The organism is Marinimicrobium hydrolyticum (assembly GCF_030848505.1).
Classification (GTDB): domain Bacteria; phylum Pseudomonadota; class Gammaproteobacteria; order Pseudomonadales; family Cellvibrionaceae; genus JAVDDU01.
On sequence record NZ_JAVDDU010000002.1, the window covers coordinates 68,880 to 82,378 of the forward strand.

General features: G+C 56.8%; 13 protein-coding genes. 3 read left to right on the forward strand and 10 right to left on the reverse strand.

Annotated features, from left to right (window positions below):
• Window positions 1-68: 68 nt before the first annotated feature.
• Window positions 69-698: a 23S rRNA (uridine(2552)-2'-O)-methyltransferase RlmE gene (gene rlmE, locus RBH33_RS03675; RefSeq protein WP_306730780.1), complete on the reverse strand. Its 630-nt coding sequence runs from the start codon at window positions 696-698 to the stop codon at window positions 69-71.
• 71 nt (window positions 699-769) lie between these two features.
• Here rlmE and RBH33_RS03680 point away from each other — a divergent pair, with 71 nt between their 5' ends.
• Window positions 770-1,072 carry a YhbY family RNA-binding protein gene (locus RBH33_RS03680; RefSeq protein WP_306730781.1) on the forward strand — a complete coding sequence of 101 codons (303 nt, stop codon included), beginning with the start codon at window positions 770-772 and terminating at the stop codon, window positions 1,070-1,072.
• 70 nt (window positions 1,073-1,142) lie between these two features.
• Here RBH33_RS03680 and greA read toward each other — a convergent pair whose 3' ends face one another.
• From greA to carA, 3 genes are read right to left on the reverse strand one after another with little or no spacing between them, the layout of a single operon-like run.
• Window positions 1,143-1,619 (reverse strand): transcription elongation factor GreA, encoded by a 477-nt coding sequence (greA, locus tag RBH33_RS03685; RefSeq protein WP_306730782.1) that lies wholly within the window; start codon window positions 1,617-1,619, stop codon window positions 1,143-1,145.
• Window positions 1,616-4,837, reverse strand: a complete 3,222-nt coding sequence (gene carB / locus RBH33_RS03690) for a carbamoyl-phosphate synthase large subunit (protein ID WP_306730783.1) — start codon at window positions 4,835-4,837, stop codon at window positions 1,616-1,618. Before carB ends, greA begins: the two co-directional genes overlap by 4 nt.
• Before the next feature lie 58 nt (window positions 4,838-4,895).
• A complete protein-coding gene (carA, locus tag RBH33_RS03695) occupies window positions 4,896-6,056 on the reverse strand; it encodes a glutamine-hydrolyzing carbamoyl-phosphate synthase small subunit (protein ID WP_373568223.1) in 1,161 nt (386 codons plus the stop codon).
• A gap of 414 nt (window positions 6,057-6,470) precedes the next feature.
• Between carA and RBH33_RS03700 the strand changes: the two genes are divergently transcribed.
• Both RBH33_RS03700 and RBH33_RS03705 read left to right on the forward strand, forming a co-directional pair.
• Window positions 6,471-7,469 carry an ABC transporter ATP-binding protein gene (locus RBH33_RS03700; RefSeq protein ID WP_306730785.1) on the forward strand — a complete coding sequence of 333 codons (999 nt, stop codon included), beginning with the start codon at window positions 6,471-6,473 and terminating at the stop codon, window positions 7,467-7,469.
• A complete protein-coding gene (locus tag RBH33_RS03705; protein WP_306730786.1) occupies window positions 7,466-8,650 on the forward strand; it encodes an ABC transporter permease in 1,185 nt (394 codons plus the stop codon). Before RBH33_RS03700 ends, RBH33_RS03705 begins: the two co-directional genes overlap by 4 nt.
• 5 nt (window positions 8,651-8,655) lie before the next feature.
• Here RBH33_RS03705 and RBH33_RS03710 read toward each other — a convergent pair whose 3' ends face one another.
• The 6 genes from RBH33_RS03710 to thiL form a co-directional block, all read right to left on the reverse strand.
• Entirely contained in the window at window positions 8,656-9,405 is a 750-nt protein-coding gene (locus RBH33_RS03710; protein WP_306730787.1) for an endonuclease/exonuclease/phosphatase family protein, read from the reverse strand.
• 126 nt (window positions 9,406-9,531) lie between these two features.
• A complete protein-coding gene (gene dapB, locus RBH33_RS03715) occupies window positions 9,532-10,338 on the reverse strand; it encodes a 4-hydroxy-tetrahydrodipicolinate reductase (protein WP_306730788.1) in 807 nt (268 codons plus the stop codon).
• 67 nt (window positions 10,339-10,405) lie between these two features.
• Window positions 10,406-11,017 carry a GTP cyclohydrolase II gene (gene ribA / locus RBH33_RS03720; protein ID WP_306730789.1) on the reverse strand — a complete coding sequence of 204 codons (612 nt, stop codon included), beginning with the start codon at window positions 11,015-11,017 and terminating at the stop codon, window positions 10,406-10,408.
• Window positions 11,018-11,380: 363 nt separating this feature from the next.
• Window positions 11,381-12,028, reverse strand: a complete 648-nt coding sequence (locus RBH33_RS03725; protein ID WP_306730790.1) for a retropepsin-like aspartic protease family protein — start codon at window positions 12,026-12,028, stop codon at window positions 11,381-11,383.
• Between the two features lie 30 nt (window positions 12,029-12,058).
• On the reverse strand, window positions 12,059-12,535 hold the full coding sequence (locus tag RBH33_RS03730; RefSeq protein ID WP_306730791.1) for a phosphatidylglycerophosphatase A family protein: 477 nt from the start codon (window positions 12,533-12,535) through the stop codon (window positions 12,059-12,061).
• Window positions 12,528-13,496 (reverse strand): thiamine-phosphate kinase, encoded by a 969-nt coding sequence (gene thiL / locus RBH33_RS03735; protein WP_306730792.1) that lies wholly within the window; start codon window positions 13,494-13,496, stop codon window positions 12,528-12,530. The genes RBH33_RS03730 and thiL overlap by 8 nt, the downstream gene beginning before the upstream one ends.
• Window positions 13,497-13,499 lie beyond the last annotated feature (3 nt).

Sequence of the window (13,499 nt, forward strand, 5' to 3'; positions counted from 1 at the left end):
GTCACGTCGGATTAGCTCAGGCGCCAGTATAGTGCCCTAAAATGCAAAAGTACCATGCTTGGCGAGTATTAGCCTCTATCGCCCTTATAGCCTTTGGCTACCAGATAAACTTCCCGCGAACGGGCTCGGGAGGCATCTGGCTTGCGCACAGCCACTTGGGAGAAGGCGCCTCGCACATCCTTTAACAGAGGGTCGAAGCCTTCGCCATGGAACACTTTGGCAACGAAACCGCCTCCGGGTTTCAAAACCTCCCGAGCCATGTCCAGGGCGAGCTCCACCAGGTACACGGCTTGAGGCTGATCAACAGCGTCCACTCCACTCATGTTGGGGGCCATATCGGAGATTACAAGATCTGCGCGCCGCTCACCCAAGGCGCTCAAAAGCTGATCTAACACTTCCGACTCGGTAAAATCCCCCTGAATAAACTCTACTCCGGCCAGGCCGTCCATGGGCAAAATGTCCGACGCGAGCACCGCGCCTTTGTCGCCCACCAGCCGCGCCGCCACCTGGGACCAGCCGCCGGGCGCCGCACCCAAGTCGACCACGGTCATGCCCGGGCGTATTAGCTTGTCCTTTTTATTGAGCTCCAACAGTTTGTAGCTGGCTCGTGAACGGTAACCGTCCTTCTGGGACTGTTTGACGTAGGCGTCGCTGAAGTGCTCTTCGAGCCAGCGGTTACTGCTTTTAGATCTGGCCATGAAAAATCCGAAATTGCGTCGGTAGATGGGTTACAATGCCGCCCTTTGCAGCCCCAGATTCGAGGTAAACCATGCCCCTGAGTTCCGAGCGGAAAAAGCATTTTCGCGCCCTAGGCCACAAGCTCAACCCGATTGTCACCATTGCTGACCGTGGGTTGACCGACGGTGTGCGCGCGGAACTGAACCGCGCCCTGGACGACCACGAGCTGATTAAGGTCAAACTGGCGGTTTCCGAGCGGGAAGACCGCCATGAGGTGGTCGAGCTACTGAAAGCCCTGCCACGGGTGGAGATCATTCAGCAGGTAGGCAAGGTTGCGCTGCTGTACCGGGCCAATAAAAAGCCCAATCCGAAGTTGTCCAACTTATTGCGCTAGCCACTCTTCTCCAGGGGCTCTGGATCCCCGCTTTCGCGGGGATGACGGTGGGGGTGACGCTAGAGCCTTTTCAGATATGCTCCACCTTTTCAATTTCATACTCCACTTCACCGCCAGGAGTATTGACCACCACTACGTCACCCTCTTCTTTACCTACCAGTGCCCGAGCAATGGGTGAGCTAACAGAAATCTTGCCGACTTTAACGTCCGCCTCGTCATCGCCCACGATCTGGTAGCGCACTTCTTTGTCTGTTTCGGTATTGACGATGGTCACGGTGGTGCCGAAGAACACTTTACCGGTGGGCTCAATGCTTTTCACATCGATAACCTGGGCGTTGCTCAGCTTGCCCTCAATTTCCTGAATCCGGCCTTCGCAGAAACTCTGCTGTTCGCGCGCGGCGTGGTACTCGGCGTTTTCTTTCAAATCACCGTGTTCACGGGCGTCAGCAATGGCCTGCACGATGCGCGGCCGTTGTACTTTTTTTAAGTCCTGCAGTTCGAGGCGCAGTCTTTCCGCGCCTTCTACGGTCATGGGGAATTTACTCATGCGCCTATTCTCCCGTGCAGCTCTTGCAAGCGCCGCACTTCCGTTTGTTTTCCAAAACGCAACGCCATGCACACCGCCTCACCGGCAGCGAGAGTCGTGGTGTAATAGACGTTGTGATTTTCCGCGCTGCGCCGAATGGATGCTGAGTCACGCGTTGCCTGCCGCCCTTCGGTGGTATTGACAATCAAATCGATCTGATCGTTCTTAATCATGTCAACGATATGCGGGCGACCTTCCTGCACTTTATTCACGACTGCGACTTCGAGCCCCGCTTTTTTCAGTACGGCGGCGGTACCGCGAGTGGCCACCAGCTTAAAGCCCAGGCTGCTCAGCTCTTTACCGACAACGACAACGCCGGGTTTATCCATGTCACGCACACTAATAAACACGGTGCCGCCGGTAGGCAATTCGCTGCCGGCGCCCAACTGTGACTTGGCGTAAGCTTCGCCAAACGTATCGCCTATGCCCATCACTTCGCCCGTGGATTTCATTTCCGGCCCCAAGATGGGATCAACCGCGGGGAATTTGTTAAAGGGGAAGACCGCTTCTTTAACACTGTAGTAATCGGGCACGATTTCCTGAGTGAAACCCTGGTCCGCCAGGCTGGTGCCGGCCTGACAACGGGCGGCCACTTTCGCCAGGGAAACACCCACGCATTTGGATACAAAAGGAACGGTACGCGACGCACGAGGGTTAACCTCGATAACGTAGATTTGTCCGTCCTGGTAAGCGAGCTGGGTATTCATCAATCCCACTACTCCCAACTCCAATGCCATGGCACGAATTTGCTCGCGCATTTCATCCTGCACCTTGGCGGGCAAGGAGTATGGAGGCAGTGAGCAGGCGGAGTCGCCAGAGTGTACGCCGCACTGTTCAATGTGCTGCATAATACCGCCGATAACCACTTGCTTGCCGTCACTAACGGCATCAACGTCCACCTCAATGGCGGCGCTGAGGAAGTGATCCAACAGAACCGGAGCGTCTTCAGACACTTCCACGGCGGTGCGCATATAAGTGCGCAACTCATCTTCTTTATAAACAATTTCCATGGCCCGGCCGCCCAGAACGTAAGAGGGGCGAACCACCAGCGGGTATCCCACTTGCTCAGCGACTTTCAACGCTTCTTCCAAGGAGCGAACGATGGCGTTGGGTGGCTGGCGCAAGCCCAACTTTTGAATCATTTGCTGGAAGCGCTCCCGGTCTTCGGCGCGGTCAATGGCATCCGGGGAGGTGCCAATAATGGGTACACCTTCCGCTTCAAGAGCGCGGGCCAGCTTCAAGGGTGTTTGACCGCCAAACTGAACGATAACGCCTTTGGGGTTTTCTTTGTGCACAATTTCCAGCACATCTTCCAAAGTCACTGGCTCGAAAAACAGACGGTCAGACGTGTCGTAATCGGTGGAGACGGTCTCGGGGTTACAGTTCACCATAATGGTTTCGTAACCGTCCTCACGCATGGCCAGAGCGGCATGCACGCAGCAGTAGTCAAACTCGATACCCTGACCGATACGGTTGGGGCCGCCGCCAATCACCAGAATTTTATCCCGCTCACTGGGGTTAGCCTCGCACTCTTCCTCATAGGTGGAGTACATGTAGGCCGTGGAGGTCGCGAATTCCGCCGCACAGGTATCCACCCGCTTGTAACTGGGGCGTATGTTGAGTGTGTGGCGATGATCGCGCACGGCCTTTTCGGTGCCACCCAGCAAGTTCGACAGGCGGCGATCGGAGAAGCCTTTGCGCTTAAGCCGCCACATGGTGTCGTAATCCAGATCACTGAGCTGCTTGCCAGCCAGCGACTTTTCAATCGAAATCAGCTCTTCGATCTGCACCAGGAACCAGGGATCAATTTTGCTGGCTTCGTGCACTTCTTCCAGGCTCATGCCCGAGCGGAAAGCATCGCCCACATACCAAATGCGCTCGGCACCGGGGGTCGCCAATTCGCGACGCAAACGCGCCGGTGTTTCGTCATCGGCCAAGTTCACTTTGGGCTCGAAGCCGCTTGAACCCGTTTCCAGACCGCGCAAGGCTTTTTGCAGTGATTCCTGGAAAGTCCGGCCGATGGCCATGACTTCGCCCACGGATTTCATTTGCGTGGTCAGGCGTGCATCCGCCTCGCCGAATTTTTCGAAAGTAAAACGGGGCACTTTAGTGACCACGTAGTCGATGCTGGGCTCGAACGAAGCCGGTGTGGCGCCACCAGTGATTTCGTTCTGCAGTTCATCCAGGGTGTAGCCAATCGCCAACTTGGCGGCAATTTTGGCAATGGGAAAACCGGTGGCTTTTGAAGCCAACGCCGAGGAGCGAGACACACGGGGGTTCATTTCAATCACCACCAAGCGGCCGTCTTCCGGGTTCACCGCAAACTGAACATTGGAACCGCCAGTTTCCACACCGATCTCACGCAACACCGCAATAGACGCGTTGCGCATGATTTGGTATTCCTTGTCGGTGAGCGTCTGAGCCGGCGCCACGGTAATGGAGTCACCGGTGTGCACACCCATGGGGTCGAAGTTTTCAATGGCGCACACGATAATGCAGTTATCGTTTTTATCCCGCACCACTTCCATCTCGAACTCTTTCCAACCCAACAGAGATTCGTCAATCAACAGTTCGTGAGTGGGGGAAAGATCTAAACCACGTGTACAGATCTCCTCAAACTCTTCCCAGTTGTAAGCGATACCGCCGCCGGAACCACCCATGGTAAAAGAGGGGCGGATAATGCAGGGGAAGCCGAACTTCTTGGGCACTTCCTTGGCTTCTTCCATGGAATGCACGATTTCCGCTCGGGCGCATTCCAGGCCAATGCGTTTCATGGCTTTATCGAATTGATCGCGATCTTCCGCCATGTTGATGGCGGCTTCGTTGGCGCCGATCAGCTCTACGTTGTACTTTTCCAACACCCCGTTCTTGGCCAGAGCCAGAGCACAGTTCAGCGCGGTCTGTCCGCCCATAGTGGGCAGCACCACGTCGGGGCGCTCTTTTTCAATGATGCGCGCCACGGTTTGCCATTCAATGGGTTCGATGTAGGTGGCGTCCGCCATGGCGGGGTCGGTCATGATGGTGGCGGGGTTGGAGTTCACCAGGATGACCCGGTAACCCTCTTCCCGCAGCGCCTTACAAGCCTGGGCGCCGGAGTAGTCAAATTCGCAGGCCTGGCCAATCACAATGGGGCCGGCTCCAAGAATCAGAACGCTGTTGATGTCGGTACGTTTTGGCATGATCTTCTCACTTTGCGAAATCGGTTAAATGGGGTGGTCGGTGCTCAGCGGATGCCATTCACCGTTTCGCTTTCTCCATCAATTCAATAAAGTGGTCGAACAACCCATCGGCATCGTGCGGACCGGGGCTGGCTTCCGGATGGCCCTGGAAGCAAAAGGCCGGCTTGTCAGTGCGATGCAAACCTTGCAGAGAGCCGTCAAACAGAGATTTATGGGTGGCCTTGAGGTTGGCCGGCAGCGTGGTCTCGTCCACCGCAAAACCGTGATTCTGAGCGGTGATCATGACTCGGCCGGTTTCCATATCCAGTACCGGGTGATTGGCGCCGTGGTGGCCAAACTTCATCTTTACGGTTTTCGCACCGGACGCTAACGCCAGCAATTGGTGCCCCAGGCAAATACCGAAAATGGGTGTGTCGGTTTCCAGAATGTACTTAATGGCTTCGATGGCGTAGGTGCAGGGCTCCGGATCGCCCGGGCCGTTGGCCAGGAACACACCGTCGGGTTTCATGGCCATAACGTCGCTGGCCAGTGTCTCCGCAGGCACCACGGTCACGTCGCAACCCCGGTCGGTGAGCATGCGCAAAATGTTGCGCTTCACGCCGTAATCGAAGGCAACCACTTTGTAGGGTTGCTTCGCGGGTGGCTTGAGGTGGCCTTTGCCCAATTGCCAGGTGCTGTCTTCCCAGCGGTAGCTTTCTTTACAAGACACTTCCTTCGCCAGGTCCATTCCCTTGAGACCGGGGAAGGCCTTGGCCGCCGCCAGGGCTTTTTCCTCGTCCAGATCACCAGCCATGATGCAGCCGTTCTGGGCGCCTTTGTCCCGCAGCAGGCGGGTCAGCCGACGGGTGTCGATGTCGGCGATGCCAATAATGTTCTGAGCCACCAGATATTCGGACAGGTTACGCTGATTGCGGAAGTTGCTGGCCACCAGCGGCAGATCGCGAATTACCAGACCAGCAGCCCAGCTTTGACCGCATTCGTCATCTTCGTCATTGGTGCCGGTATTGCCGATGTGGGGGTAAGTCAGGGTAACGATCTGGCGGGCGTAGGAGGGGTCGGTGAGAATTTCCTGGTAGCCGGTCATGGAGGTATTGAACACCACCTCCCCCACCGACAGACCCTGGGCACCGATGGAGGTGCCACGAAAAATACTGCCGTCTTCCAGTACCAGTAATGCGGGTGTGTGGGCCCCAGTAGTCAAATCAACCTCCTCAATCATGTCACAGCTTTAGCAACAGGACCGACTTGGTCACTTTCCGCAGGCTCAGAGAGACAGCCGCACCACCAGGGGTGCGCGAGGCGACATCATTAACAGCGAGCTGCGTGAGTGAAAAACCCGGTCCCGGGCTGTAAAAAAGCGAGATGAAACTGCCGCCTCATCTCGCTTTCGTTGGGCCTATGGCCAGTGGCTCGGCTTTGGCAAACCGTTTTCTGAGGGCAAATTTTACGCGAGCACCGCCGCCCTGTCCAACGAATATTGCCCGTTTAACCGCCTTATCCTACGTTGACCAGTCATTGGCAGCAACTCACTTCCAGGCCAACGCACGATAACCGGACGTTCGAGTGCGGATCCGGGAATTGTGCCATCAGGATCTATAGGCTAGTCTTGCTCTCCCCGGCCACGGCGCTGGGAATGAATAACGACGACAAATTCAGGGGCCAGGCAGTAATGATCATTCAGGCGGAAGGGATTACCAAGCATTACCGAAGCGTCACGGCGGTAAAATCTGTCAGTTTGTCGGCCCAATCGGGACAAATTCTAGCGCTCCTCGGCCCCAATGGCGCGGGCAAGTCTTCCCTGATTCGTATTCTCACTGGCCTGACATCCCCGGACGATGGCCGCCTGATCGTCTCCGATGGCGAACGTGAGTACAGCCACGTGCCTGAACAGTTGCTGGGTTACCTACCGGAAGACCGGGGGCTGTACCTGGAAAAATCCCTGCGCAAGAACCTGAACTACATCGCTGCCCTGCGGGGCATAAGTAAAGCGAGTCGCCAGGAGCGCATAGAGCATTGGCTGGATTATTTCGAACTAACGGATCGGGCTGACGAACCCTTGAGCCGCCTCTCCAAGGGCAATCAGCAAAAAGTCCAGCTAATGGCCACACTTTTGCACGACCCGGAGGTGGTGATTCTGGACGAACCCTTCTCTGGCCTGGACCCGGTCAACCAGGAACAGGTGCTGACACTACTGGCGGAGCTTAAGAGCCAGGGCCGGTTGATTCTACTCAGCGCTCACCAAATGGCGCTGGTGGAACGAGTGGCGGATCAAATGCTGCTGCTGGATTTGGGTGAATGTATCGCTCAGGGCGGGTTGCACGATGTGAAAGCCCAACTGGGCGAGCAACACGCCTACCAAGTGACTTTGGCCCGAGAGGACGGCGAGCAAGCCCGCACGGCACTGACCGGTGTGCCCGGGGTGACCATCAGCCCGCCGGACACCAACCCCGACGGCACCTCTAGCCTGGAGTTTGTGCTGTCCGACGCCACGCAACTGAGCGCCGCACTGCAACGCCTGAGCGCGGAAGTGCCCGTACTGAAGCTGGACCGGCAAACCACCAGCCTGCACCAACTCTACCTTCAGTCCATCCGCAAGCGCAGATCACCGGACACCGTGGAGGCCGACCAGTGAAGCAAATCCTAACCATTGCCGCCTGGGAGTTTTCCCGCTTCTTCAAATGGAAGCAGGAACTGATCACCATCTTTTTAATGCTGACCATTGTGTTGGGCGTGGCACTTTGGCCCGCGCTGGTAAACCATTTCGCCACTGAGCAGAGAATTGCCGTGGTGACGGAGCTGGAACTGCCCCAAGCCCCGGGCTTTTATTTCGAGCGCATCAGCGCTGATGAAGCCAACCGTCTGATCGGCGCTCAGAGCATTGCCGAGGGCTGGCACGGCGTGGTGCAACACGAGAATTATGCCCTGTCACTAACCACCGTTAACTCGGCACCCTGGGTGGACGAGTTGGGTGAAACGCTGCGCCGATGGCTGCAACAACACACACTGGCGAACGCGCAGTTAGAACCAGAGGTCATGCATTGGGTTACCAATCCACCCCAATGGCAAGTACAAAACATTGCCCCGGCGCCCACATCACCTGAAGAGCGGGAGCAGAACAGCGCGGTGGTGTTTTTAGTGCTGCTGTTGCTAGGCGTGAGCCTGTTTTCTGGTTTTGCGTGTTTCTTTTCCGCCGTGACGGCCGAGAAACAGCAGCGCGTCACCGAGCAACTGCTGACGCTGATGACGCCTCAGCGCTGGCTGGACGGAAAGATTGTGGGTATCACCCTGTTCTGCCTAAAAACCGTGGCCACCATTTTGATGCTTATGTATTTGGGTGGGCTCGGTTTCAGTTTGTACGCGGGGGCAGGTGTTTTTGTCCCTGAGCTGCCACTGCTGGAAACGCTCAACGCCCTGCTATTTATGCTGTTGGGGATTTTGCTGGTGAACACCCTGATGGGTGCCTTCACCGCCACCATCGACGACCCCAACCATTCGTCCCGCAGTGTCGTCATGCTGGTGCCAAGCATCCCCATTTTTATCGCTTACACCTTGCGGGATCACCCGGACTCAACACTCACGGTTTTTTCCAGCCTGTTTCCTTTTACATCATTCGCCGTGATGCCGGTGCGCATGGCCGTTGACGACGTGGGCGTGGGTGAATGGTTGCTGTCTCTGGCTCTGCTGTTGGCCACTTTGTACTGGGCGCGTCGCGCGGGCGGCCGATTGTTCGCTTTGGGTGTGCGCACCTATGGCCAGGAACCCAGTTGGCGGCAAATGGGCCGGGCAATGCTGGGGAAAAACCCCGCCGGTTAAAACCCTTAAAATTCCACTTCGGCCATTAAGGGTTTGTGATCGGATAAGTGCGACCAAGGCTTATTGGGTAACACCAACGGCGTATGAAACTGGGCCGAGCGCACATAGATTCGATCCAGCCGCAGCATGGGCAATACGGCGGGGAAGGAACGGGGTGGTTGACCGTAAATATCCGTGAACACTTCATGCAACCCAGCTTGGCGCAACAACACTGCCTGGGATTTGCAGCGCCAGTCATTAAAGTCTCCCGCCACCACCACCGGTTCCGATTCCGGAATGCTGTTGACCAATTCGCACAACTTTAACAATTGCCGCTGCCGATCTCCTTCACGCAGATTTAAGTGCACACAGATGGCGTGCAGCTGAATGGACGCATCCACCATATCCAGTTTGCAATGCAGTAAGCCGCGCTGCTCGAATCGATTCAAAGAGATATCGTGGTTGTCCCAGGAGACGATGGGGAATTTGCTCAGCAGGGCGTTGCCGTGATGACCCTGGGGGTAAACGGCGTTGCGCCCGTAGGCAAAATCCTGCCAAATACTGTCGGCGAGAAATTCGTAGTGAGGTTCAATGGGCCACAAACCTTTGTGGCGGGAGGACCAACTTTTGTGTTCACCCATAACCTCCTGCAGAAAAACCACGTCCGCCGACACCGCACGCACGGCTTCGCGCAATTCATGCAGAATAAAACGGCGGTTAAACAGGGTAAAACCTTTGTGGGTATTCACCGTCAATATACGAACAGTCCGGCTCACTCAACACTCCCGAGCCACTGGGCGGCTGCCGGCCCTGTGGGAATCCAGTGACCGCCCAAACCCTGTTTTCGTGGCCTGCTCTTTTGTGAAATGAGTTTCAACGCCGCGCTGACTTTCAGCCGCGGGCTAGCGTAAATCCAGTACATCCTGCATATCGTAGAGACCGGGCTCTTGCCGTGCAAGCCAGAGGGCGGCACGTACAGCTCCGCGCGCAAAGGACAGGCGACTGGACGCTTTGTGAGTAATTTCCACGCGCTCGCCGTCGGCCAAAAACATCACCGTATGATCGCCTACCACGTCGCCACCGCGCACGGTTGCAAAACCGATGTTGCTGCGCTCGCGGGCACCGGTTTGACCTTCACGACCGTAAATGGCTTCACTGGCCAGGTCGCGGCCCAAAGCGGCGGCCACAACTTCACCCATACGCAGCGCCGTGCCGGACGGTGCGTCCACTTTGTGGCGGTGGTGCGCTTCGTAAATTTCAATGTCGGCGTCATCGCCCATCACCCGAGCGGCGGTATCCAGCAGTTTCAAACACAAGTTGACGCCGGTGCTGTAATTGGCGGCTACGCACAAGGGGGTATTTTGTCCCTGCCCTTCCAAAGCCGCTTTTTCTTCCGCGCTGAAACCGGTGGTGCCCACCACCAATCCCAGGCCTTTTTCGGCGCACAAAGCGGCGTGTTTCAGTGTCGCTGCGGGCGTACTGAAATCAATCAATACGTCGAAGTCGTTCGAGTTCGCAGCCAGTTCAGCTGTGAGTGTAACGCCCAGTTTGCCGACGCCGGCCAGCTCGCCCACGTCTGCACCCAAGAGGCTGCTGCCGGGATTACCCACGGCGACTGTAAGGCGGGCATCAGAATGAGCGGCAAGTATTTCAATGAGGGCCTTGCCCATACGGCCAGAGGCTCCGGCAATGGCGATTCTGGTGGTCATTGCGATTCCTTGTTTTTCTGTGTTTTCGATTAGGTGGGTGTTTTAGGCCGACGAACTTAGCAGGCTGTTAGTCGTTATCCGGCTCATCGTGCTCGGCAAACAAGTGCCCCAGTTTGCCGCGCTTGGTTTCCAGGTAGCGGGCGTTGTGGGGGTTGCGACCTGTTTGATGGGAGATACGCTCGGCCACGACTACACCCATTTCTTCCAGCGCTTTTACTTTGCGCGGATTGTTGGTCATCAGTTTCAGGGATTTTACTTGCAGGTGTTCCAGCATCGGTTTGAGGATGCTGTAGTCGCGCATGTCTGCGCCAAAGCCCAAGCGCTCATTGGCTTCCACGGTGTCGGCACCGCAGTCTTGCAAGTGGTAGGCGCGGATTTTGTTGAGCAGTCCTATGCCTCGGCCTTCCTGGCGCAGATAAAAAATGGCGCCCCGGCCTTCCAGGGCGATTTTGTGCATGGCCGCTTGTAGTTGCGGCCCGCAATCGCAGCGCAGGCTGAACAGGGCATCACCGGTCAGACATTCGGAGTGCACGCGCGCCAGCAGCGGCTGATCGCCGCTGATGTCGCCCATGGTTAACACCACATGTTCCTTGTCGGCCGCGTCATCGGCAAAGCCGTACATTTTGAACATGCCCCACGGTGTGGGCAATTTGGATGCTTCGATAAAACGAATGGCCACGCATAACCTCTTTAATAGAACCCAACGTGCGGGTCTTTATATTCTTTGAGCCCCGTATACACCTATTGCTGTTCGGACTTAAAGATTTAATGAACTGCTTCTTAAGCGAGCCCTCGGGCCGGGCGGGGTGAGTGTTCAGCAAACGTCGTAAACCCATCCGTGGGGACTGCCCCACAAGATCCCTCTTGTGAGGCTTGCAGAACACTCACCCCGCCCGGCCCCCGCAGCATTAGGCTATTACATTCTTTTCCGATCCTCGCTGTAATTTCCAGCGAAGGCAGGGGGTCCAAGGTAGTGCGAATGCGGGAATCGAGCCTCGCCAGCGCTACGAATCACAAATTTGGGAATGGCCCCGTTTAACACTTAATACTTGGACTCCAGCAGCAACACACCCCGGTCCACGCGCATTTCCACCGCACCTAGGTAGCTGTTGCCCAGAAGTACAATATCCGGATAGTCGCTGTCGGTGACCAGCGCTTCCACATATCGCTGTTCCAGGTTACCCACGGCAACCCGGTCCAAGGTAATACGATAAGCGTCGGCAATACCGTTGGCGGTGCTCACCTGAATAACCTCTCCGGTGCGGTAGTTTATGCCAAGCCGTTCCGCGGTGCGACGATTCATTGCCACGCTGGTGGCTCCGGTATCCACCATCATGCGGATGTTGTGGCCGTTGATGCTGCCATCCGCCACATAGTGTCCGCCCTGGCTTTGGGAAATACGCACCTGCACCGGCTCGGTTTCCACAAAGCGCGAGGCGATGCGTCGGGACAGTGTTAGTGTCTGTTGCGCGCCCTCGTATTCGACAATAGCCGCTTGAGTGGTGGAGGACACCAACTTCACGCCTTCAGGGCTGCGCTCGCCGTCTTTTAGTCGAACCTGTTTACCGTTAATGGTTAGAATTGCGCTGCCCTGGGCCAGCAAACGCACTTCCAGGTCCACGGCGATCGCCGGGTAAGTGAGAAACAACAGTGCGCCAAGTGCCAGGGAACGGGCCAATCGATTTATCATTTGCTTTCCTCCACTGGCCCGGCGCGCTTGTTACCACCACAGCGCCAGAAGCTGCAACACAATCAAGGCGTAGACCCCCGCCAACACGTCGTCAATCATAATGCCCATACCGCCACCGACGCGGCGATCCAACCAACCGATGGGCCAGGGTTTGACAATATCAAAGAAGCGGAACAGCACGAAGCCCACCAGCATCCATAGCCACCCAGCGGGGGCCAGTAGCATGGTGATCCAGTAGCCCACCATTTCGTCCCACACGATGCCGCCGTGATCATGCACCCCCAAGGCTTTGGAGCTGCGCTCACACCAGTAGACGCCAAGGGCAAAGGTCACCACCAGCCACAAAAGATAAATGGGCAGCGCCAGGTCCTGAATCAACCAAAAAATGGGTATGGCGGCCAAGGTGCCGAAGGTGCCCGGCGCTTTCGGGGCCAAGCCGCTGCCAAACCCGAAGGCAAACAGGTGGTTGGGGTTGCGCAAAAGCTCTTTGAAGGTAGGGTTAGTCATGGAAATGATTATAGCCCGGTTGATCAAGTTCGAAGGTTTGGCCATGGTGCAGACACTGTACGCTCGCACCGGCCACCATGTGCCCAATCACCGTGGCCTGCAACTCACCTTGGGCGATCAGCAGGCCCACTTCGGCCATATGCTCTTCGGGCACGGTAAAACAGAGTTCGTAATCGTCACCACCACTAAGCGCCCAATTCAGTGCTTGGTCGCGATCTTCCAGGCCAGCCAGCACCGGGGACAGTGGCAAGTCTTCTACATACACCTCCGCACCTAGATCGCTGGCGGCACAGATATGCCCCAGATCCGCCACCAGGCCATCGGAAATATCCAGGGCTGCGCTGGCCAGGTCACGGATCTTCCGGGCTTCTGCCACGCGCGGCTCGGGGCGATAAAAGCGCTGGCGCAGATATTCATCCTGCTCGGCATCCAGCTTCAGGCGCCCTTCTACAGCAGCCAGACCGGCTGCACCATCACCTAGGTGGTGAGTGACCAGAATATAGTCACCGACACTGGCGCCGTCCCGGCGTAAGGCGTGGCCCGCCTCCACTACTCCCATCACCTGGACGGTGATGCTCAAGGGGCCGGACGTGGTATCTCCCCCCACCAGCGCGCAGCCGTATTGATTGGCAACGGCGAACAGGCCTCGACTGAAATCCCGCAACCAGGATTCGTCCACGTTCGGCAAGGTTAACGCGAGGGTGAACCACAGGGGCTGAGCACCCATGGCGGCGAGATCACTTAAATTGACTCGCAAGGCCCGCTGGGCGATGTCCTCGGCGTCAGCATCGGCAGGAAAATGAACCCCGCTGACCAGGGTATCAACACTGACCGCCAGTTGTTGATAGGGAGGCACTTCCAAGAGCGCGGCGTCATCGCCCACGCCCATGAATACCCCTTCGGGCGGGTGCTCGGCCTGCTCCTGCTGGAAAAATCGGCGGATAAGTTCGAATTCGCCCATAAC

Coding starts and splice junctions, on each gene's coding strand:
- RBH33_RS03680 (WP_306730781.1), top strand. CDS start 770: ATGCCCCTGAGTTCCGAGCGGAAAAAGCATTTTCGCGCCCTAGGCCAC.
- RBH33_RS03730 (WP_306730791.1), bottom strand. CDS start 12,535: ATGACTAACCCTACCTTCAAAGAGCTTTTGCGCAACCCCAACCACCTG.
- greA (WP_306730782.1), bottom strand. CDS start 1,619: ATGAGTAAATTCCCCATGACCGTAGAAGGCGCGGAAAGACTGCGCCTC.
- dapB (WP_306730788.1), bottom strand. CDS start 10,338: ATGACCACCAGAATCGCCATTGCCGGAGCCTCTGGCCGTATGGGCAAG.
- rlmE (WP_306730780.1), bottom strand. CDS start 698: ATGGCCAGATCTAAAAGCAGTAACCGCTGGCTCGAAGAGCACTTCAGC.
- RBH33_RS03700 (WP_306730785.1), top strand. CDS start 6,471: ATGAATAACGACGACAAATTCAGGGGCCAGGCAGTAATGATCATTCAG.
- carB (WP_306730783.1), bottom strand. CDS start 4,837: ATGCCAAAACGTACCGACATCAACAGCGTTCTGATTCTTGGAGCCGGC.
- carA (WP_373568223.1), bottom strand. CDS start 6,056: ATGATTGAGGAGGTTGATTTGACTACTGGGGCCCACACACCCGCATTA.
- RBH33_RS03725 (WP_306730790.1), bottom strand. CDS start 12,028: ATGATAAATCGATTGGCCCGTTCCCTGGCACTTGGCGCACTGTTGTTT.
- thiL (WP_306730792.1), bottom strand. CDS start 13,496: ATGGGCGAATTCGAACTTATCCGCCGATTTTTCCAGCAGGAGCAGGCC.